Here is a 21291-nt window from a genome sequence, read left to right as displayed (position 1 = left end):
CCTAATCCACTTGAACTACAGGAATACTGTTAAGATCCCACTGCCAATCTTTAGTTGTTTGGGCAATAGGAATCATTTTAATACAATCTACAGGGCAGGGTGCTACGCATAAATCACAGCCTGTACATTCATCGCTGATAATCGTATGCATCTGTTTTGTCGTACCTATGATCGCGTCAACAGGGCATGCTTGAATGCACTTAGTACAACCAATGCAATCTTCTTCAATGATAAAGGCGACTTTAGGTGTATTATCCACATCATGTGCTTCATCAAGCGGCTGAACTTCTACGCCCATTAAGTCAGCTATTTTTTTTATGGTCTCTTCGCCACCAGGGGCACATTTGTTGATTGCCTCGCCGTTTGCTACTGCTTCAGCGTACGGCTTGCAACCTGGGTAACCACACTGACCACATTGTGTTTGTGGTAATAGCGCGTCGAGTTGCTCGGCAAGTGGATCACCTTCAACTTTAAAGCGAATTGAAGCAAAGCCCAGTAATGCGCCAAATGCGGCTGCGATAAGTCCCAGCACTAGAATTGCAATAATTACAGACATTAAAACTTCACCAACCCAGAAAAGCCCATAAAGGCTAAAGACATTAAACCAGCTGTAATCATGGCAATGGCAGACCCTTGAAACGGTGCTGGCACATCTGCATTAGCGAGTTTTTCACGCATGGCTGAAAACACTATTAACACTAAAGAAAAGCCGACCGCTGCGCCAAAGCCATAAATAATAGACTCAAAAAAGTTATGCTGTTCATACATATTGAGTAACGCAACCCCCAACACTGCACAATTAGTGGTGATAAGAGGGAGGAATATTCCCAATAAGCGGTACAAATTGGCACTAGTTTTATGAACAACCATCTCGGTAAATTGTACAACGACGGCTATGACGAGAATGAATGACATCGTGGTTAGAAATTCGATGTTCAATGGTGCGAGCACATACGTATTGACCAAATAGCTCAGTAATGAAGCCAACGTCATAACGAACGTTGTGGCAAACGACATGCCTATCGCGGTTTCAGTACGCGAAGACACTCCCATAAACGGGCAAAGTCCTAAGAATTTAACTAGGACGAAATTGTTTACTAATACTGTACCAACAAGTAGCAGCAGGTAATCAGTCATGCTTATTTAACGAGATTATTAACGAATACAGGTATTATCCGTTGTTATAAAGCAAGAAACAACATGCAGAGCCAAGACTTATCAGATTAAATTTCAAATTTATGACGATTTTGGTAATGAATTTGTACAATATTTCATAAACCTAATACTAATGCTGTCGGTGTATATTATGTTGATTGATAAATCTCGGGTTGCAAAATTTCCATGAAGGTGTCAGGTGAATTGAGCGGGGTAAAACCAAATTTTTGGTATAAGCCATGTGCATCGCCTGTTGCCAGCACTTGTCGTCGTAAGTCTTGTAGATCAGGATGCGCTTGAATAAAACGCATCAATTGTTTAGATAATCCTTTTTTTTGGTAGGATGGGTCAATAAAAACGTCAGCCAAATAAGCAAAAGTAGACTTTTCGGTAATCATTCTCGCAAAGCCAACTTGTTCATTGTTTTTGGTGCATACGCCAAAACAAAGTGAGTTATCTATGGCTTTGTTCAATGTCTTGATTGGAATGTTTTTTGCCCAGTAAGTGTTTGAAATATGCTGGTGAACATAGCATCTTGTTTCTTATATCGCTTCCGGTTTGCCTAAATAATACCCTTGACAACCATCAATGAACAATTTGTCTAACATGAATTTTTCTTCTTGGCTTTCAACGCTTTCAGCGAGCACGGTAATGCTTAATCGATGCGCCAAATCCACCATAAGTCTGAGGAAATATTGGTTATTCTTATCTTCGTCAATGTCTCGCGTATAGGTGCTGTCCATTTTTATAAAGTCAGGCTTTAGTTCACGGAAGAATTTGAAAGAAGTTAAGCCGACCCCAAACCTTTCTACTGTTATTCGCGCACCTACGCGATGAATCATATCGATAAAACGTCTACTTGATTTGATGTTCTGTTGAAGGCCTTTTTCAGTAATTTCAAAAACTAGCTGCGCTGTTCTTTTCGGATCTCGAAGGAGTTTACGTTCAAGCCAAATCAGAAATTGCTCGTCGTGTATACTACGAGAATTAACATTGATGCCAAATATTTGTTCGCGTAGATTTTTGCTCGTTATTTCGTTAAGTGTTTTTTCGATGATCATCTTATCTACTGCAACGATACGATCTAACTTTTCTGACATCGCGATAAAAGATGCTGTTGGAAGCATTTCATTGGCGCTATTAAGAAAGCGTGCTAATACCTCTCCATAAACTCGAGTATTGCGATCATTAGGCTTAATAGGTTGAACGAGCAAAGTGACACGTTGATTTTCTAATACATTATCGATTTCTTGTCGCCAGTTTTGGTTGCCATAGCCAGCACTACTGCTTTCAAGAATGTCGATATCTTTTTGTGCATGCCAGGCATTCAGCTGTTTTGTCTGCGCAACACTAATGCCAGTGTCTGCCAGTGCTAAAATCTCGCCTAAAGGCTTCATGCGGTCAAAGGCAACTAAACCAGTATAAGCAACAGAGTCTAAGCTTGCAGATTGCTGATAGTCGTTAAATCGTGCCATTAATTCTTCCGCATACCTTTCGGCTTCTTTAATTGTTACATTAGGTAATATGGTGGCAAAGTCTGAGCTATTGAGTCGAAATATGTTTGATGATTTATATTTAGCGCTTTCTGATTTAATGATATCGGCAATGTTGCAAACATACTGGTCACCTTCATTGTAACCATGGATTTGGTTAATGGTTTGTAGTTCAGAACAGCGGGTGATGGTCAATACGCCAAAGTCGGGTGCTTCGTCACTATCAAAATACTGAACAAACTTACTGCGATTCTCTAATTGCGTGACTGGTTCAACGTATGCTGCGGTTTCTAATTCGAGCTTGCCATCATTAAATGAAGCTAATAGGTCGTCGATCTTGTTGAGAGCTTCATAAAGTTCGGTAAACTCTAATTCGTTGGTGAAACGACTCTTTTCTATCTTCTTACCAATCGAAAGCGTTTTAATATCTATTGTGATCTGGCGAACGATTGTTTCAATCAATTTTTTATAGCGCGTTAAACTCATCTTGCCGGCTAAAAAGGTAAACATCAATGTTAACGTTACTACAATAAGCACAATAGACAGGATGAAGTTGATATCGCTGGTAAAGTCTAATCGGTAGGTAAGCTTGAACTCAGAAGTGCTGGGTGAAAGCGCCTGAACTTGAGGGCTTAAAAACGAAACTAATGGATTAACAGGCGATTCCATAATTTGCAGCGTGTCACCAGTCGCTTTGTCTTTAATGGAGATGTAAGCGTATTGCTGGCTACTTTTTAACTTGTTGAAAACACTGGCTACGTCTTCTTTCGTTTCAAGTTGAACAATTAATGCTGAAAGCAAGACATTATGCGCAAGCTGATTTTCTTCAAGTTGCTTTGACACGGTAAAAAGGGCAAAAAAAGTGAAAATAACGCTAAACAATGCGCTTAACAACATGTTACGTAGCAATAAATGCGAATATGTATACATCCCAACCCTTTAATCTATTTATTCTTTCAAGGCAAGCTAACTAATTTTATATCATGAAAATCTTCGATTTGCTAACCAATTGTAAATTAACTCTTTTACGCTATAAATGTAACGTCAGGTATAACAAACTCAATAACTTACATTCATTATAGTTGGAAATTATAACTATTCGCTTTTTTTCCTATAGGAAAAGGTATTTAGGCTTGTTATTAACGGATGCAGTCTGTATAATTCGCTCAACTTTTAGCTAAAGCAATGTTCACTGAAAGCAGATATTTGTTATGTAACAATTTCTGTTTATTATTGTTTTAGTGAGTTATCGGGTGTTAATCCGGTAACGCTTAATGCGGGTTCAGTGAAAAGTAGGCCCCGTGTTAAGGGGTTTTTTTGTGCCTTTTGTTTTGTAAAAAGTCACAATGACAGCAAAGAATTTTACGCTGGGCTATATGCCCTTTTTTTGTATCTGGAGAATATGATTGGCTAAGTTTGAACATAAGTTAGCAGAGATGTTAAGGCCGGCCGTTGAAGTAACGGGTAAGGAATTATTAGGTATAGAATTTATCAGCGCGGGCAAGCATTCTGTGTTGAGGATATATATTGACCATGAAAATGGCATTAATGTTGATGATTGTGCAGAAGTCAGCCGTCAAGTCAGCGCAATTCTTGACGTTGAAGACCCGATTAGTACTGAATATAACCTGGAAGTGTCTTCTCCAGGGTTAGATCGACCATTATTTACCTTAGCGCATTTTGAAGCCGTTGTAGGTGAAAAGGTTGATGTGAAATTATCAATGCCATTGAATGGCCGTCGCAAGTTTAAAGGCAAACTTGTTGCGGTAGAGAATGATGTTTTAGTGGTTAACGTGGACGGTGAAGATTACGAACTTATTATCGGTAATGTCGATAAGGCGAATCTTGTCCCTTCATTTGAATAATAACGAATATTTAAGGCTATAAGCATGAGTAAGGAAGTATTACTAGTCGTAGATGCCGTTTCTAACGAAAAAGCACTACCACGTGAGAGCATTTTCCAAGCAATGGAAACCGCGTTAGAAACAGCGACTAAGAAAAAATATGAAGGTGACATTGCTGTACGTGTATGCATTGATCGCAAAACAGGTGAATTTGACACTTTCAGACGTTGGTTAGTGGTAGATGATACTGTTGACGAGATGGAGAATCAATACGCCGAAATCAGCCTAGCTGCTGCGCAATATGACGATCCTGAAGTTAAAGCAGGTGACTACATTGAAGAACAAATTGAGTCAGTAAAATTTGATCGTATTACTACGCAAACAGCTAAACAAGTTATTGTTCAGAAGGTTCGTGAAGCAGAACGTGCACTAGTTGTTGATGCGTATCAAGAGCAGTTAGGTGAATTAATCACAGGTGTAGTTAAAAAAGCTAGCCGTGAAAATGTGATTCTAGATTTAGGCAACAACGCTGAAGCGATTATATATCGTGATGATATGCTTCCTCGCGAAGTGTTTCGTCCAGGTGACCGTGTAAGAGGTTTGTTGTACGCAATTAAGCCTGAAGCACGTGGCGCACAATTATTTGTTAGCCGTACAAAGCCTGAAATGCTAATTGAACTATTCCGCGTAGAAGTACCTGAAATCGGCGAAGAAATGCTAGAAATCAAAGGTGCTGCACGTGATCCAGGTTCTCGTGCAAAAATTGCAGTTAAAAGCAACGATAAACGTATCGACCCAGTTGGTGCATGTGTTGGTATGCGTGGCTCACGTGTACAAGCAGTGTCAGGTGAGTTGGGTGGCGAGCGTGTTGACATTGTATTATACGACGATAACCCTGCGCAGTTTGTTATCAATGCGATGGCTCCAGCTGAAGTTGCGTCAATTATTGTTGATGAAGACAAAGGCACCATGGATATTGCTGTTGAAGAAGGCAACTTAGCAATGGCAATTGGTCGTAGCGGTCAAAATGTTCGATTGGCAAGCCAGTTAACTGGTTGGGAATTGAATGTCATGACAGTTGATGACATGAATAGCAAACATCAGGCAGAAAATGACAAAGTACTTAACTTGTTCACTGAAAAGCTGGACATTGATGATGACTTTGCAACGTTACTTGTTGAAGAAGGCTTCACTTCGTTAGAAGAGATTGCGTATGTACCAGTAGCTGAACTACTGGAAATTGACGGTATGGACGAAGATATTGTTAATGAATTACGTGATCGTGCAAAAGCGGCATTAACTACACAGGCATTAGCAAGTGAAGAATCACTTGAGAATGCTGAACCTTCTGAAGACTTGTTGAGTTTAGAAGGATTAGAGCGCCACTTAGCATTTGTATTAGCAAGTCGTGGCGTTGCGACTTTAGAAGACCTTGCAGAGCAAGGCATTGATGATTTAGCAGATATTGAAGAATTAGATGAAGCAAAAGCCGGTGAGTTAATCATGGCTGCGCGTAATATCTGTTGGTTTAATGAAGAATAAGATTACCGGGAGAATACAATAGATGGCAGATGTAACAGTAGAAGAACTTGCCAAAGAGATCGGAACGCCGGTAGATAAATTAGTGAGCCAATTGGCAGACACTGGCGTTACCAAATCTGCAAGTGACTCAATAACGCAGCAAGAAAAAGAAGCGTTACTTGAACACTTGAAAAAACAGCATGGTGATGATTCGTCAGCTAATCCTAGCAAAATGACGTTGAGTCGTAAGAAAAAATCGACTCTCGTTATGGGAAGCGGCAGTAAAGCAAAGTCTGTGCAGGTTGAAGTTCGTAAGAAAAGAACATATGTGAAGCGTAGTGAGCTAGAAGAGCAACAGCTTGCTGAAGCGCAAGCTAAAGCTGAAGAAGAAGCGCGTTTAGCTGAAGAAGAAAGATTGGCAGCAGAGAAAGCACAAGCTGAAGCTAAAGCCAAAGCTGACGCCGAAGCAAAAGTAGCTAAAGAAAAGGCTGACGCAGAAGCAAAAGCTAAGGCAGACGCAGAAGCTAAAGCCAAAGCCGCTGCGGTTGAAAAAGCGAAAGAAATCGATGAAAGCGTAAAGCAGGCACCGCCTGTTGTAGAAAGCGCAGAAGAGCAAAAAATTCGTTTACAGCAAGAAAAAGAAGCGGAAGAGAAAGCTGAGCAAGAAGCGAAAGCTGCCGCTGAAGCTGCAAAAAAATTAGCTGAAGAAAACGAAGCTCGCTGGAAAGCGCAAGAAGCTGAACGTAAAGCACATGAAAATGATGTTGTACATTTAACAAGCTCTAAATACGCACAAGAAGCGGAAGATGCGATTGATTCAGAAGAAGAAGGTAGTCGCCGTCGCCGTAAGAAGCGTAATCAGGCTGATAAATTAGCCAAAGGCAAAGGTAAGGGTAAGAAAACTTTAGCTGCGCCGCAAAGCTTAAAACATGGTTTCCAAAAGCCTGTTGAAGCAAAAACGAAAGAAGTGCGTATCGGCGAAACAATCTCGGTTGCTGAATTAGCTAACAAAATGGCTGTTAAAGGTGCTGAAGTTGTTAAAGAAATGTTCAAGATGGGCGCAATGGCAACGATTAACCAAGTTATCGACCAAGAAACAGCTGCATTAGTGGCTGAAGAAATGGGCCATACCGTTATTTTGGTGAAAGAAAACGCGTTGGAAGAAGCGGTATTATCAGATCGTGGTGATTCAGGTGATTCCGTAACACGTGCGCCAGTCGTTACTATCATGGGTCACGTTGACCACGGTAAAACGTCATTGCTTGATCACATTCGTGAAGCAAAAGTTGCAGCTGGCGAAGCGGGTGGTATTACCCAGCATATCGGTGCATATCACGTTGAAACTGATCAAGGTATGATTACATTCCTTGATACACCAGGTCACGCAGCGTTCACTTCAATGCGTTCTCGTGGTGCTAAAGCTACTGATATCGTAATTATCGTGGTTGCGGCAGATGACGGTGTAATGCCTCAGACGATAGAAGCTATTCAGCATGCTAAAGCAGCAGCGGTACCAATTGTTATCGCTGTGAACAAGATGGATAAAGAGACGGCGGATCCAGACCGTGTTAAGACTGAGTTGTCTCAACACGACATCATTCCTGAAGATTGGGGTGGAGATACGCAGTTTGTCCACGTATCAGCTAAGTCTGGGTTAGGTATTGATGAATTACTTGATTCTATTCTTCTGCAAGCGGAAGTACTTGAATTAACAGCTGTTGTAGACAAAATGGCGAACGGTGTTGTTATCGAGTCTAAACTTGATAAAGGCCGTGGTCCGGTTGCAACTGTATTGGTTCAAGAAGGTACATTGAGGCAAGGTGATATCGTATTGTGTGGTCTTGAATATGGCCGTGTACGTGCAATGCGCGATGAATTAGGTAATCAAATTGAAAGTGCAGGCCCGTCAATTCCAGTAGAGATACTTGGTTTGAGTGGTGTGCCACAATCTGGTGATGAAGCGACAGTTGTTAAAGACGAACGTAAAGCACGTGAAGTTGCTCTTTATCGTCAAGGTAAGTTCCGTGATGTTAAACTTGCTCGTCAGCAAAAAGCTAAGCTTGAAAATATGTTCTCTGACATGTCAAAAGGCGAAGTATCAGAAGTTAATGTGGTACTTAAGTCTGACGTACAGGGTTCACTTGAAGCCATTTCAGATGCACTTGTTAAATTGTCAACCGACGAAGTACAAGTGAAAATCATTGGTTCAGGCGTAGGTGGAATTACAGAAACTGATGCTTCATTGGCTGCCGCATCAAACGCAATCGTAGTTGGTTTTAACGTACGTGCGGATGCATCTGCTCGTAAAGTTATCGAAGCTGAAGGTGTTGATTTACGTTACTACAGCGTTATCTATGACTTGATTGACGAAGTGAAACAAGCGATGAGTGGTTTGCTTGCTCCTGAATTTAAGCAAGAAATCATTGGTCTTGCGGAAGTTCGTGATGTGTTTAAATCACCTAAGATTGGTGCCATCGCAGGTTGTATGGTTACTGAAGGTCTTATTAAGCGTAATAACCCAATTCGTGTTTTACGCGAAAATGTTGTTATTTATGAAGGTGAGCTTGAATCACTTCGCCGCTTTAAAGACGACGTTCAGGAAGTTCGTAACGGTACTGAATGTGGTATTGGTGTTAAGAACTATAATGACGTAAAAGTTGGTGACCAAATCGAAGTATTTGAAACTGTTGAAATTAAGCGTACGCTTTAATAACAGTTGGAATAGAGACGATTAAGACTATGGGGGCAATTGCCCCCATTTTAATCTGAATTAGAATAGTTTAGGAGAAGTATATGGCAAGAGAGTATGCTCGTACCGATCGTGTTGCTCAGCAAATTCAGAAAGAAGTTGCCATGATTATTCAACGCGAAGTAAAAGATCCGAGATTAGGCATGGTGACAGTGTCTGCTGTAGAAGTGACTCGTGACTTAGCTTATGCAAAGGTATTTGTGACATTTTTCACCGTTGGAGAACAAAATGTGGCAGATTCCATCGTAATTTTAAATGAAGCCGCAGGATTTATTCGTTCGTTACTGGCGAAACGAATTAAGGCGCGCATCATGCCCGAATTACGTTTTGTTTATGATGAATCAATGGTGGAAGGTGTTCGAATGACCAACCTTGTGAACAAAGCAGTTGAAGAAGACAAACGCCGAGCACAAGACAAAAATGAGTCGTCAGAGGAAGATTAGTACATGGCGAAACGTAGAAAAGGTCGTGCCGTTCATGGCATTGTGTTGTTAGATAAACCTTACGACATATCATCTAATAATGCATTGCAAAAAGTAAAACGCATTTATTTTGCGCAAAAAGCTGGTCATACAGGTGCATTAGATCCCTTAGCTACAGGTATGTTGCCTGTTTGCCTCGGCGAAGGCACTAAATTTTCACAGTTTTTGCTTGATACGGATAAGACTTATTTTGTTACTGCTAAGCTAGGTGTTCGTACTACAACGAGTGATGTTGATGGTGATATTGTAAGCGAGCGCGAAGTCAATGTTTCGCCTGAACAATTAGCACAGGCTATCGATAAATTCCGTGGCAAAACACAACAAGTTCCTTCAATGTTCTCGGCACTTAAATATCAAGGTCAACCCTTATATAAGTACGCTCGAGAAGGTATTGAAGTGCCGCGTGAATCTCGTGAAATCGAAGTGTACCGTTTGGATTTGTTGCGCTTTGAAAACGATGAAGTTGATATGGAAATTCATGTTTCAAAAGGCACTTATATTCGCACGATAGTTGATGATTTAGGTGAACTTTTAGGATGTGGTGCTCATGTAACTGTGCTAAGAAGAGTCAGCGTTGGCAGCTATCCGGCTGATAAAATGGTGACACTTGAACAGCTTGAATCATTGCTTGAGGAAGCGAGAGCGAAAGATATTCAACCATCTACATTATTGGATCCGCTATTGTTACCGTTAAATACGGCGGTGACAGGGATGCATCCTGTATTTATAGATGAAGAATCAGCACGCTATCTACGCAACGGAAACCCTGTTCAGGCAGTAAATTCACCAGTGAGTGGCTTAGTTCAAGTTATTATTGGTGATGATGTCGAAAGTGGGGAGTTTATTGGTGTTGGCTCGATGAATGACGATGGACTAGTTGCACCTAAACGTATAACTGTGGTTGATGAACCTCAATAAACAACTTAACTTGTTTGATATACGTTAAACCCACGCAAATTTAAGTTGCATTCGTTTTGAGAGTTGTTAGAATACGCGCTCTTGAATTCTTGGGCTGAATTAGTGTTTGGCTCAAGTAGATTTATATTTTTAACACTAAAAGGTATTTATTATGTCTTTATCTGCTGAACAAAAAGCTACAATCGTTGCTGAATACGCAACAAAAGAAGGTGACACTGGTTCTCCAGAAGTTCAAGTTGCTTTGTTAACTACACAAATCAACCACCTACAAGGTCACTTCAAAGAGCACATCCATGATCACCACTCACGTCGTGGTTTATTACGCATGGTTAGCCAACGTCGTAAACTTCTTGACTACTTGAAGCGCAAAGACAATGCTCGTTACGCGACTTTAATTGGTAAATTAGGTCTACGTCGCTAAGACAAGATTTTCTGAAAAAGGAGCCTTATGGCTCCTTTTTTTTGGCTTTTTATTTTTCAAACATGCCACAAATCAACAGCATAGATTTTGATTTTTTTTCCATTTCCTACCATCATTTAAATTATCTTAGCTTAAAGGGATTTATACCAATTGATTTAGATGGTTAACTCAATGGTATTTTAGATTTGATGGCCAATGTTATTGAAAATAGAGAACAGAACAAAACCAATACCGTATGCTTAGAAAAGGGGATAGAGTTATTACCTGTGGGCGCTAATGTTACGTTTGAGATTGAGCGTACTGACGTTGTACAGGAGAAATTCAAATCACAATACATTGGCTATCAAGTAGACCATGCCTTACTGTTTAAGATGCCATCTTCTACTTTGGCAAAACACCCTGAACTTCTTAACCCAAGCAACATAATGACGGTACGAGCATTGTCAACTCAAGGCGAGGGAGCCATTATCGCATTTCGGAGTACGATTCTAAGGCATTATGCACCACCTTTTGCGATGTTGGCGGCAAGTCTTCCTGATAAAATTCAGTTATATTTATTGCGTCACGAACCTAGATTTAGTTTAGATTTAGAGGCGAATATCAAGATAGGGGACCAGGCCTTTGAAGGAGGTCTTGAAGATATTTCAATCAGTGGGTGTTGTTTTTGTTGTTGTGACGTGCCAAATGTGGAGATTGAAGATTCGTTGACTATTGTACTGAGCCAAGCGCAAAACAATAAAACGTTTAAGTTTAACGGTGTATTAAAAAATATTCGGAAGGTAAACAACGCAACATTTTTAGGGATAAGCTTTAATAAGGATTCACTGAAAGATGTTGAAATTATGCTGCAAGAGTTTGTACTTAGGGGCTCAAGAGTGTGATCGCACATGGCAATTTTTTGAAGCCTATTTCGAACGTTGTTTGCTAGAAGCATTTTCTGTAACTGACATATTTTGAGTGCAGTTTAAGCGTACATTGATTTAATTTAAATAAACCCGCCAACATTTGCGCTAACCCTCTAGTAAAACTCGCGTTTGCCGTTATAATTAGCGGGCAAAATTAACATGTAAATATGCCAAGCTGTATAATCATTTGAATATTCAAAACACATCATTAAATTTCAGTATTCAGATGATTGTACAGATTGGTTTCAATTCTAAAAAAATAAGGAATTAACGAGTGACTCCAATTACAAAAACATTTGAGTTCGGTCAACACAAAGTAACACTAGAAACAGGTGTTATTGCAAGACAAGCTACAGCAGCCGTTATGGCAAGCATGGACGATACTAGCGTATTAGTTTCTGTTGTAGGTAAGAAAGAAGCTGTTCCAGGACAAGATTTTTTCCCGTTAACAGTTAACTATCAAGAAAGAACGTACGCAGCAGGTAAAATTCCTGGTGGATTTTTCAAACGTGAAGGTCGTCCTTCTGAAGAAGAAACATTAATTGCTCGTTTGATCGATCGCCCAATTCGTCCTTTATTCCCTGAAGGGTTTACTAACGAAGTACAAGTAATTATTACAGTAGTTTCTGCTAATCCAGAAATCCCTACTGATATTATTTCTTTACTTGGTACATCTGCAGCATTAGCTATTTCAGGCATTCCATTTAGTGGCCCAGTGGGCGCGGCTCGCGTTGGTTACCAAGACGGAAAATACCTATTAAACCCATTGAGTTCTGAATTGGCTAGCAGCCAGTTAGACTTAGTTGTATCGGGCACAGAATCAGCTGTACTTATGGTTGAATCAGAAGCAGCTGTTTTATCAGAAGAAGTGATGTTAGGTGCTGTAGTATACGGTCATGAACAAATGCAAACGGCTATTCAGGCGATTAATGAATTCGCAAATGATGTGAATACACCAGCATGGGAATGGGCTGCGCCTGAGAAAAATGTTGCGTTGGCAGATAAAATTGCTGAGCTAGCATCTGCTGAGTTTGAACAAGCTTATCAAATCACAGAAAAAGCTGCGCGTTATGAAAAAGTGGGCGAAATTAAAGCCGCTGTTTTAGCGAAGTTACAAGAAGGCCTTGGTGAAGACGAAGCGCTAGATGAAGGTGAAGCAAAAGAATTACTTCATGATTTAGAAAAGAAAGTTGTTCGTGGTCGAATCACTCAAGGCGCTCCGCGTATCGATGGTCGTGATCCAGAAATGATACGTGCGCTTGACGTAATGACAGGTGTGCTACCAAGAACTCACGGTAGTGCGGTATTTACCCGTGGTGAAACGCAAGCCTTAGTAACGGCAACTTTAGGTACTCAGCGTGATGCACAACGTCTTGACACGCTTATGGGTGAAAAGACAGAAAACTTCATGTTGCACTACAACTTCCCTCCATACTGTGTAGGTGAAACTGGTTTTGTTGGTTCACCAAAGCGTCGTGAAATTGGTCATGGTCGTCTTGCAAAACGCGGTATTCAAGCGGTTATGCCGTCTGCTGACGAATTCCCGTATGCAGTTCGTGTAGTATCGGAAATTACAGAGTCTAACGGTTCATCGTCAATGGCTTCAGTTTGTGGTACTTCACTAGCGTTAATGGATGCAGGTGTACCAATTAAAGATTCTGTTGCAGGTATTGCAATGGGCCTAGTTAAAGAAGGCGAGAACTTTGTTGTCTTGTCAGATATCTTAGGTGATGAAGATCACTTAGGTGATATGGACTTTAAAGTAGCGGGTACTGGTAACGGTATTACTGCTCTTCAAATGGATATCAAGATCGAAGGTATCACAAAAGAAATCATGCAAATTGCATTGAATCAAGCAAAAGCTGCACGTATTCATATTTTGAGTGTGATGGACGAGGCGATTAATGAGCACAGAAATGACATCTCTGAGTTTGCGCCACGTATTCATACGATGAAGATTAGCGCCGATAAGATCCGCGAAGTGATTGGTAAAGGCGGTGCAACGATTCGTCAATTAACCGAAGAAACTGGCACTACTATCGAAATTGAAGACGATGGTACAGTTAAAATTGCGGCAACTGACGGTGACCAAGCGCGTGACGCGATTGCTCGTATCGAAGCATTAACTGCTGAAATTGAAGTGGGTCGCATTTACACTGGTAAGGTAGTAAGAATTGTTGATTTTGGTGCATTTGTGAATGTACTTCCAGGTAAAGATGGACTAGTACATATTTCTCAAATTTCAGAAGAGCGCGTTAATGCGGTAACTGACGTATTGACAGAAGGCCAAGAAGTGACGGTTAAAGTACTTGAAGTAGATCGCCAAGGCCGCGTGCGTTTAAGCATGAAAGAAGCTGCAGAAAAGAAAGAAGAAGCGTCAGCTGAATCTGACTCTGCAGAGTAAAAATAAAAAAATGTCACAATTTATTATTAAGTTGTGACGCTTTTTGCGAGCAAAATACTACGATTATGTTAGTATCAAAGTATCGCAGTCATATTAAAAATGGGAGCCTGTGGCTCCCATTTTTGTTTAAATTGGTTAGGTATTAATGTCAATTAAATCCGCTTTTACGTTGTCAGTATGTGCAGTGGGCCTTGTGCTTTCAGGCTGTATGAGTACTCAGAATATTTCGCAAGGGGTTGGTGAACTTGTTATAGCTGAGCCAGTTCCTGTCAATTATAAATCTGAAATCGCATTGGCCAAACTGACTGAAGTGCTAATGCGTGCAGAAGTCACTGACTCGCAGCGTGCACAGTTGTTTTATGATAGAGGCGTTGTGTATGACAGCGTGGGTTTGAGGTCATTGGCTCGACTCGATTTTAATCGAGCATTAAGTTTAGAACCAACATTAGTTGACGCATACAATTTTATCGGCATTCATTACACTCAACTGCAAGAATACAATCAGGCCTATGATGCTTTTGATTCTGCGCTTGAATTACAGCCCAACCATAATTATGCCTATTTAAATCGTGGTATCGCTTTGTATTATGGTGGCCGACCAAGTTTAGCCGTAGATGACTTAAGTACGTTTTATCAGTTAAATCCATCTGATCCATACAGACTACTGTGGCTCTATATTGCTGATAGAGAAATTTCTCCTGAATTAGCAGTATCCAGGTTAAAGAGTAACAGTCATCATATTGATGACTCTGTGTGGGCAAAAAATATTATTAGTTTGTTTAGCGGAGACATCAGTCAGCGCGAGTTTATTCGCCGTTTAACGTTGCAGGTAAGATCAAACAAAGAGCTAAGTGAAAGACTGTGCGAAGCGTATTTTTACTTAGGTAAGTACAGTGAATTTAGCGGCCGAATCAATGATGCAAGTAATTTCTACAAACTTGCGCTTGGAACCAATGTGTACGAATTTGTTGAGCATAGATACGCCAAACTGGAACTTGACTTGATCAAACAGGCAATGGTTGAAGTAAATAATTAGGTACACAGGGTTAGCAAGTTACGATGTGGGTTAAGTGGTTTGTCATTGCATTTTTGTTATTAATCCCTACCGATCATTATAGTCTTTCGGAATACTTGGCGCATGTTGTAACTCAAGGGAGTGCATCATCACAGGAGCTAAAACTCGCACAAACGTATAGCCCCAAAACATATCATCGTTATCAATACCAAAATGCTCAAAAGGGTAGTCGAGACTGGCTAGACGCTGCCGTCTATCTTGCACAGTCTTCTGCACGCTACGCAATTGCACTTGGTCAATTCTTCGAAGCGCAGCACGAGCAAAAGCTAGCTGATAAGTGGTACTTGCATGCACTAGGGTTAAATGACTTAGACACAAAAGGAAAGGAAGCCGTCGCTGCTTATTTATATGCACAAGGTCGCTATGAGCAAATAGAGCAAGTTGTTTCGTCTTCTGAACAAAGTACTGTATTGCTTGATTATCTTATTGATGCACATCTTGCATTGGGTAACATCAATAAGATTCGCGATATACTGCAAGCCCGAGAGCAAACGCAGTGGTCTAAAGACACCATGGCAACGCTGAATAAGTTTCAAGTATTCAAACCGATACTAATTGACTCCCAGCAATGTGAAACGAGTATTCAATTATTTGCCACTAATAAGGAAGATCTAAGGCGAGCAGAACAGCTAATTAAGTTAATCGAACAAAAGGCGGTAGGCCGCTATTTCTGCTTTGAGCAAGTGAAATATATCGCGCTATCTAAGTTAAATTGTCAATTGGACGCGACGAAGGCGATACAATGTGATGAACATATTTGGAAAGATAATGTACAAGGAATTGCGGCTCGTTATATTGGTGTGTTGTTGCCTGAGGGCGGAGCTAATGTTCATGAAGGCATATTTTATATCGACAGGAAGGACTCGGTTGATGTATTTGCCCACGAAATCTGGCATTTGTTAGGGTTTGTCGATGAGTACCCGTTACCTATTGGGCATGTAGATTGTCAGACTCAGCAGCTAACCGCGATTGCTCCCAATGTAGTTGTTACACCTACAGTTTTATTTGAAGATAGACAATCCGCGCGCGAAATGCTACTCAAAGCCGTGCCTTGGGCCGACAAAATAGCGCCAACCACACCAATTCTTGAGCGAATAGATAACATGTGGCAAATTGGCACGCCTGCAAGCTATGCAAATGAAATTGGTTTATTTCCTTCGAATACATGTGACAATTCTACAATGCATGCATTTAAGGCAGTTGGTTATTTTACTTCGCTCGAATATCAGGAAATGACCGTACCATCGCTTTATCACCAATTGGCAACAACAAGCGCTAATGAGTTTGTTCACCCAAGTTACCACTTTAATATTGCACTTGCTAATGAAAGGCGAGGTTATACAGCTCTAGCGAGAGAGTGGTTATTGAAAACCCAATTCGGTATTTCAAATCATCACTCTCTGCAACAGAACAGCGAATAAACATACTAACAATACCTGCTAGATATGGCTCGTTTTGAAAATGATAAGCTCTCGCCGCATTCGTATTTTAGCTTGTTGTTTAAGAATGTAGCTTTTTGTTGGTCGAACACGTGCAACTGGCCACATAGCTGCATGATGATTGCGTTCCTGATTATTGGTATTTTCTTGACTACTTCGTCCCTGAGGTGCCATTTTCTCGGTTCGTTTGAACCAACAAAATAAAGACATTTGGCTTCCCCATTAATGACTCCCTATAGGTATAGTCTAAAATACGGTGGTTACCTAATTGGAGGCTACGCGACGTAAGCTATAGAGGTGTCATGAAATGATGGCTGATATTTACTGCAGGTCGAAATTTCACTGCAAAATCCTAAGATTAGCCGCTGGTCTATTTATCTTGAACATGAATTATGTTGTGAAAGATTCTTATAGAAGTTTTATTGCTATACATAGGATATAATTAGGTCAAATTAATCTAAAAATAACTCGCCACTAATGGATTCGTTTGATATTAAAGCTTTTAGAGCATTATTTCCTATCTTATCTTCATCTAATACCATTTACTTTGATAATGGGGCGACAACCCACAAACCTAGATCGGTAATTGACGCGATAAACATGTTTTATAGTGAACAAAATGCCAATGTCCACCGCTCTTCTCATCGGTTAGGTGCTCAATCTACTTCACAGTTTGAAGCAAGCCGACAACGTGTTGCTCGTTTTATAAATGCAAATAATGAAAAAGAAATTATCTGGACAAAAGGAACCACAGAGGCGATTAATTTAGTCGCAGCAACTTGGGGCGAGGTTAACATAAAAGCAGGTGACGAAATTGTTTTGTCACAAGCGGAACATCACGCCAATATTGTCCCGTGGCAGCAGTTAGCATTGCGCAAGCGAGCAAAGATAATCGTAATGCCGCTAACTAGTGAAGGCACTGTTGATATAAAAGCTGCAAGAAAATTAATAACGGCGAAAACGAAAATTGTGTGCTGTTGCCATATTTCCAATGTAATAGGCAAAGTTAACCCTATTGAAGGCGTTATTGCTTTAGCACGTAGTGTTGGTGCAAAAGTGTTAATTGACGGAGCACAAGCAATTGCAAGCATAAAAGTAGATGTGCAAAAACTCGATTGTGATTTTTACGCATTCTCTGCACATAAAATGTATGGTCCAACGGGTTTAGGGATTTTGTTCGGTAAAGCTGAATTACTCGAAAGCATGCCGCCATATCAACTTGGTGGTGAAATGATCAAATCAGTGTCATTTGAACAGACAACGTTTAATGAAATTCCATTCAAGTTCGAAGCGGGTACGCCAAATATTTCGGCAGTTGTGGCAATGGACGCCGCGATCGATCTTATAGAAATGTATCGTCTAAACTCAAAGCACACCTACAAGCAGCAATTAGTTGACTATACCTATCATCAGTTGAAAAAGCTGCCTGCAATAAACCTGCTTGTTCAAGAAAAGCCTGATATTCCGTTATTTAGTTTTACGGGTAATTTTGCTACCAAGGATTTGGCATCTGCACTTGACGCTGCCAATATCGCCGTGCGTTCTGGTTACATGTGCGCTATGCCGCTAATGGAAGCCTTTAGTATTCAAGGATGCATTCGTGTGGCTTTAGCACCTTATAATACGATTGAAGAAGTAGATCGTTTGGTAAGCGTACTTGAGGCATTTTTGCAGGACGAACAAGCAAACGCGGCACAGAACGGTCAACTTACTCCGGCTGCAATTGAACCATTGTCAACTAACAGCGATGCACTCGTAGCACAATTTTCTGCACTTAAAGGCTGGGATTCGAAGCATAGACAAATCATGTTGTTTGGAAAATCGTTTGCACGCATGGCTGATGAATTTAAAACCCCAGAGAGTCTCATTACGGGCTGTGAAAGTGATGCTTGGTTAGTCGGAAAACTTAGTTCTGACAACCGTCTAATGCTACAAGCTGATAGTCAGGCGCGAGTAATAAGAGGGTTGCTTCATATTGTTTTTGCTGCTTATCAGGATAAAACACCTAATGAAATATTAGCATTTGATATTGAGCATTACTTTACACAATTGGGACTGATTGAGCACTTAAGCCCGTCAAGAGGCAACGGACTCAAAGCAATAGTTACGAAGATTAAACGTTTAGCCAATGAGTATGCTAGCTAGTCGAATTGTCACGATTGCATTTGGCTAAATATTTTTTGAGAGCGTGGCCAACAGCGAAGAATGCAAACGAAGCCGTAACATGTGTTGCGGCACCAAAACCGGTGTTGCAATCAAGCTTCATTGCACCGTCTGCATTTTGCTTGGCCTGACAAACCTCACCATTTTCGTCAGGGTAAGATAGCTGTTCAGTAGAAAAGACGGCGTCTATCGAGAACTTTCGTTTTACGTTGCGAGAAAAGTTATATTCACGTCTTAACTGATTTCGTACTTTCGCTAATAATGGATCTTGGTAAGTTTTTGCCAAATCGCAGATCTCAATTTGTGTTGGGTCAATCTGGCCACCAGCACCGCCAATTGTAATCATGGAAATTTTGTTTCGCTTGCATCTAGCGATGATGGCAGATTTTACATTGACCGAGTCTATTGCATCTACGACATAATCGTATCCGCTGTGAATATGCTCTGACAAATTCTCCAGTGTAATGAAATCTTCAACTTGGTTAACCTTACATTCTGGGTTGATTGCTAATATACGTTCAGCCATTACCTCGACTTTACTTTCGCCAACAGTGTGCGTTAAGGCATGTATTTGGCGATTCACATTGGTGGTACAAATATCGTCAAGATCGATGAGTGTAATTTGCCCAATTCCTGAACGCGCAAGCGCTTCTGCTACCCATGAACCGACACCACCAATGCCAATGACACAAAAATGAGCTTGTGAAAAACTGTTTAATGCATTTTGCCCATAAAGGCGCGCAATACCACCAAAGCGCTGACTGTATTCTGACATGCTTATTACTAGCTAATTAAAATTGGCAGGCATTATATCAGTTTTTCTCATTCCGCTAAGTGTTAATCGCTATGTTTTACTTAAAGGGGTTAACGGCAACAGAAACAAATCCTAGACAGTGGAGACTTGTGCGCTAACAGTTGTTTGTTCGTTGATGTCTTTCTAAATCCAACGTGCATAACTGCTTGTTCTAGATAAATGAACACTGCGCACGTAACTAGAAAACCTAGCGGAATAAACAACAACTTTGATGTGAGTGATGTTTGATAACACAAAGGAATTATTGCCAGTGTAGTGAGTGAAAGCACAGCTAATGAACGAATAAAATAATGGTACGCCTTAAGTGAGAGTTTCATAACATTGTCCTGTCCTATGAAGTTAATCTTATTTTATCCATTGACCAATTTAAGTACAGGTGGCATATTTGACACATTTAGTGCCAATTGTGCCACGGTGTTTGCTATGAAAATTTGGGTACTCGCAACAGATGCTTGTATGGTGTCAGCTGTTTACGGTGTTTTAGATGTCTGTATTGCAGCTAATTATTGCCTACAAAAGCGTTATGGAAAAGACGTTGAAGAAAAAATAGACTGTCAAATTGTAACAATTAACAATAAACCTGTGATGGGGTATAACGGTATTCAAATAGCGCCAACAGCACAAATCAGTAAAGACGAAGTGCCGGATGTCATCATTGCGTCAGCTGGCGTTGAGGTGGTGATTGCTTGTTGCGGTGACGATATAACTTACGTTAATCAAAAGGAAATCAATGAATGGCTGCAGTATTGCCATCAAAAGGGCACGTTGATCACCAGTTTTTGTACAGGAAGTTTTTTATTAGCGTCTGCTGGTGTTTTAAATGGCAAGGTGGCGACAACTCATTGGCGGAGTGCAGATTTATTTCGTCGTGTTTTCCCATTCGTTAAACTCGATTGCGAGCGGCTAATTATCGATAATGGTGATGTGATTTGTTCAGGTGGTTCTATGTCGTACATAGATTTGTCTCTATATCTCGTTGAAAAATATGCAGGCAAGGACATTGTATCTGATTGCGCCAAGTATCTAGTATTTGATCCTGTCAGGCAGAAACAATCGCCATATGTAACTTTTGAGCGGCAGAAAAAGCACGATGATCAGGCCATCCTTAAAGCTCAAGAGTGGTTGGAGTCCCATTATCATAAAGAAGTCTCTATTGATGCATTGGCCGATCATGTGGGTTTAGGTGCACGCACCTTTAAACGTCGTTTCAAACTAGCAACTAACGAGAATCCTATTAGTTATTTACAGCGTATTAGGGTAGAGCGGGCAAAAGATAAATTAGAGAAAACAACGGAACCTATTAATAATGTTATTTGGTCTGTAGGTTATGAAGATGTGAGTAGTTTCAGGCAGCTGTTCAAACGATTTACCGGTTTGACGCCCAGAGATTATCGTCAAAAATTTTCTTAAGCTTTATTGAGTGTTGTTCATTAACATTGAGCACGTCCTTCGACGAGCTCAGGATGAGCGAATATAGTCTAAATGTGAGCGGGCTTAAATCATCCTTCGATACGTCGTACCTCCTACTCAGGACGTACGGAATTAGTTGACCACAACACACAACACCCCGTTCGATGTAATGGTCTCCTCCACCCATAATCGGCATCTATGTGCCATGATTGTAGTGTTAACTCAACAATCAAAATGGAGAAGACCATGACTAACTTTAGTGTATTAGCAATAGATTTAGCAAAACATTCTTTTAGTTTCGTACTTTTAAACAGACAAGGTCGCGTTGAGAAAAAAGGTACAGTATCAAGAGCTCGGTTATTAAAGCTCTTTTCAACACTTAAATTTGACAAGGTAGCGATGGAGGCCTGCTCAAGCGCTCATTATTGGGCAAGGCTGTTGTTGGAAAAGGGACATACGGTGGAATTATTACCCCCACAGCATGTGAAAGGTTATTTG

Annotated in this window: 18 protein-coding genes and 1 pseudogene; 13 read left to right on the top strand and 6 right to left on the bottom strand. The window is 40.6% G+C overall.

Annotated features, from left to right (window positions below):
• Position 1 precedes the first annotated feature (1 nt).
• The 4 genes from rsxB to ACSLUK_RS13650 all read right to left on the bottom strand — a co-directional run bounded on the left by rsxB (position 2) and on the right by ACSLUK_RS13650 (position 3578).
• Positions 2–556 (bottom strand): electron transport complex subunit RsxB, encoded by a 555-nt coding sequence (gene rsxB, locus ACSLUK_RS13665; protein WP_448549226.1) that lies wholly within the window; start codon positions 554–556, stop codon positions 2–4.
• Positions 556–1137, bottom strand: a complete 582-nt coding sequence (gene rsxA / locus ACSLUK_RS13660) for an electron transport complex subunit RsxA (protein ID WP_448549225.1) — start codon at positions 1135–1137, stop codon at positions 556–558. Before rsxA ends, rsxB begins: the two co-directional genes overlap by 1 nt.
• A gap of 167 nt (positions 1138–1304) precedes the next feature.
• On the bottom strand, positions 1305–1643 hold the full coding sequence (locus ACSLUK_RS13655; protein ID WP_448549314.1) for a GNAT family N-acetyltransferase: 339 nt from the start codon (positions 1641–1643) through the stop codon (positions 1305–1307).
• A gap of 54 nt (positions 1644–1697) precedes the next feature.
• The gene (locus ACSLUK_RS13650; protein ID WP_448549224.1) at positions 1698–3578 is read right to left on the bottom strand and encodes an EAL domain-containing protein; all 1881 of its coding nucleotides are present in this window, start codon (positions 3576–3578) and stop codon (positions 1698–1700) included.
• A 476-nt stretch (positions 3579–4054) separates the two neighbouring features.
• Here ACSLUK_RS13650 and rimP point away from each other — a divergent pair, with 476 nt between their 5' ends.
• From rimP to ACSLUK_RS13600, 10 genes are all read left to right on the top strand, one after another.
• Positions 4055–4513, top strand: a complete 459-nt coding sequence (gene rimP, locus ACSLUK_RS13645) for a ribosome maturation factor RimP (RefSeq protein WP_448549223.1) — start codon at positions 4055–4057, stop codon at positions 4511–4513.
• Between the two features lie 24 nt (positions 4514–4537).
• A complete protein-coding gene (nusA, locus tag ACSLUK_RS13640) occupies positions 4538–6034 on the top strand; it encodes a transcription termination factor NusA (RefSeq protein ID WP_448549222.1) in 1497 nt (498 codons plus the stop codon).
• A 22-nt stretch (positions 6035–6056) separates the two neighbouring features.
• Positions 6057–8723, top strand: coding sequence for a translation initiation factor IF-2 (gene infB / locus ACSLUK_RS13635; RefSeq protein WP_448549221.1), 2667 nt, complete (start codon positions 6057–6059; stop codon positions 8721–8723).
• 83 nt (positions 8724–8806) lie between these two features.
• Positions 8807–9205 (top strand): 30S ribosome-binding factor RbfA, encoded by a 399-nt coding sequence (gene rbfA / locus ACSLUK_RS13630; RefSeq protein WP_448549220.1) that lies wholly within the window; start codon positions 8807–8809, stop codon positions 9203–9205.
• Between the two features lie 3 nt (positions 9206–9208).
• Entirely contained in the window at positions 9209–10162 is a 954-nt protein-coding gene (gene truB, locus ACSLUK_RS13625) for a tRNA pseudouridine(55) synthase TruB (RefSeq protein WP_448549219.1), read from the top strand.
• 151 nt (positions 10163–10313) lie between these two features.
• On the top strand, positions 10314–10583 hold the full coding sequence (gene rpsO / locus ACSLUK_RS13620) for a 30S ribosomal protein S15 (RefSeq protein ID WP_448549218.1): 270 nt from the start codon (positions 10314–10316) through the stop codon (positions 10581–10583).
• 188 nt (positions 10584–10771) lie between these two features.
• Positions 10772–11464: a flagellar brake domain-containing protein gene (locus tag ACSLUK_RS13615; protein WP_448549217.1), complete on the top strand. Its 693-nt coding sequence runs from the start codon at positions 10772–10774 to the stop codon at positions 11462–11464.
• 298 nt (positions 11465–11762) lie between these two features.
• On the top strand, positions 11763–13892 hold the full coding sequence (gene pnp, locus ACSLUK_RS13610; protein WP_448549216.1) for a polyribonucleotide nucleotidyltransferase: 2130 nt from the start codon (positions 11763–11765) through the stop codon (positions 13890–13892).
• A gap of 145 nt (positions 13893–14037) precedes the next feature.
• Entirely contained in the window at positions 14038–14928 is an 891-nt protein-coding gene (gene nlpI / locus ACSLUK_RS13605; RefSeq protein ID WP_448549215.1) for a protease adaptor lipoprotein NlpI, read from the top strand.
• Positions 14929–14951: 23 nt separating this feature from the next.
• Complete coding sequence (locus tag ACSLUK_RS13600; RefSeq protein ID WP_448549214.1) at positions 14952–16388, top strand: tetratricopeptide repeat protein; 1437 nt, start codon at positions 14952–14954, stop codon at positions 16386–16388.
• Positions 16389–16406: 18 nt separating this feature from the next.
• On the opposite strand, the gene ACSLUK_RS13595 is transcribed toward ACSLUK_RS13600, so the two are convergent.
• A complete protein-coding gene (locus tag ACSLUK_RS13595; protein WP_448549213.1) occupies positions 16407–16616 on the bottom strand; it encodes a hypothetical protein in 210 nt (69 codons plus the stop codon).
• 267 nt (positions 16617–16883) lie between these two features.
• Here ACSLUK_RS13595 and ACSLUK_RS13590 point away from each other — a divergent pair, with 267 nt between their 5' ends.
• Positions 16884–18551: a SufS family cysteine desulfurase gene (locus ACSLUK_RS13590; RefSeq protein WP_448549212.1), complete on the top strand. Its 1668-nt coding sequence runs from the start codon at positions 16884–16886 to the stop codon at positions 18549–18551.
• Here ACSLUK_RS13590 and tcdA read toward each other — a convergent pair.
• Complete coding sequence (gene tcdA, locus ACSLUK_RS13585) at positions 18544–19344, bottom strand: tRNA cyclic N6-threonylcarbamoyladenosine(37) synthase TcdA (RefSeq protein ID WP_448549211.1); 801 nt, start codon at positions 19342–19344, stop codon at positions 18544–18546. The genes ACSLUK_RS13590 and tcdA overlap by 8 nt on opposite strands.
• 462 nt (positions 19345–19806) lie before the next feature.
• Between tcdA and ACSLUK_RS13580 the strand changes: the two genes are divergently transcribed.
• Both ACSLUK_RS13580 and ACSLUK_RS13575 read left to right on the top strand, forming a co-directional pair.
• Positions 19807–20793, top strand: a complete 987-nt coding sequence (locus ACSLUK_RS13580) for a GlxA family transcriptional regulator (RefSeq protein WP_448549210.1) — start codon at positions 19807–19809, stop codon at positions 20791–20793.
• A gap of 387 nt (positions 20794–21180) precedes the next feature.
• Positions 21181–21291 (top strand): annotated as a pseudogene (locus ACSLUK_RS13575) (IS110 family transposase); the annotation flags it as partial.

It is taken from the genome of Thalassotalea fusca (assembly GCF_053485835.1).
The sequence above is the reverse complement of the archived record's forward strand: the minus strand, read 5'-3'. Positions and strand labels throughout refer to the sequence as shown.

What these genes read in the sequence shown, in the direction of transcription:
- rsxB (WP_448549226.1), bottom strand. Translation starts at nt 556, where the DNA reads ATGTCTGTAATTATTGCAATTCTAGTGCTGGGACTTATCGCAGCCGCA.
- rsxA (WP_448549225.1), bottom strand. Translation starts at nt 1,137, where the DNA reads ATGACTGATTACCTGCTGCTACTTGTTGGTACAGTATTAGTAAACAAT.
- ACSLUK_RS13650 (WP_448549224.1), bottom strand. Translation starts at nt 3,578, where the DNA reads ATGTATACATATTCGCATTTATTGCTACGTAACATGTTGTTAAGCGCA.
- nusA (WP_448549222.1), top strand. Translation starts at nt 4,538, where the DNA reads ATGAGTAAGGAAGTATTACTAGTCGTAGATGCCGTTTCTAACGAAAAA.
- infB (WP_448549221.1), top strand. Translation starts at nt 6,057, where the DNA reads ATGGCAGATGTAACAGTAGAAGAACTTGCCAAAGAGATCGGAACGCCG.
- rbfA (WP_448549220.1), top strand. Translation starts at nt 8,807, where the DNA reads ATGGCAAGAGAGTATGCTCGTACCGATCGTGTTGCTCAGCAAATTCAG.
- truB (WP_448549219.1), top strand. Translation starts at nt 9,209, where the DNA reads ATGGCGAAACGTAGAAAAGGTCGTGCCGTTCATGGCATTGTGTTGTTA.
- rpsO (WP_448549218.1), top strand. Translation starts at nt 10,314, where the DNA reads ATGTCTTTATCTGCTGAACAAAAAGCTACAATCGTTGCTGAATACGCA.
- ACSLUK_RS13615 (WP_448549217.1), top strand. Translation starts at nt 10,772, where the DNA reads ATGGCCAATGTTATTGAAAATAGAGAACAGAACAAAACCAATACCGTA.
- nlpI (WP_448549215.1), top strand. Translation starts at nt 14,038, where the DNA reads ATGTCAATTAAATCCGCTTTTACGTTGTCAGTATGTGCAGTGGGCCTT.
- ACSLUK_RS13600 (WP_448549214.1), top strand. Translation starts at nt 14,952, where the DNA reads ATGTGGGTTAAGTGGTTTGTCATTGCATTTTTGTTATTAATCCCTACC.
- ACSLUK_RS13595 (WP_448549213.1), bottom strand. Translation starts at nt 16,616, where the DNA reads ATGTCTTTATTTTGTTGGTTCAAACGAACCGAGAAAATGGCACCTCAG.
- ACSLUK_RS13590 (WP_448549212.1), top strand. Translation starts at nt 16,884, where the DNA reads ATGGATTCGTTTGATATTAAAGCTTTTAGAGCATTATTTCCTATCTTA.
- tcdA (WP_448549211.1), bottom strand. Translation starts at nt 19,344, where the DNA reads ATGTCAGAATACAGTCAGCGCTTTGGTGGTATTGCGCGCCTTTATGGG.
- ACSLUK_RS13580 (WP_448549210.1), top strand. Translation starts at nt 19,807, where the DNA reads ATGAAAATTTGGGTACTCGCAACAGATGCTTGTATGGTGTCAGCTGTT.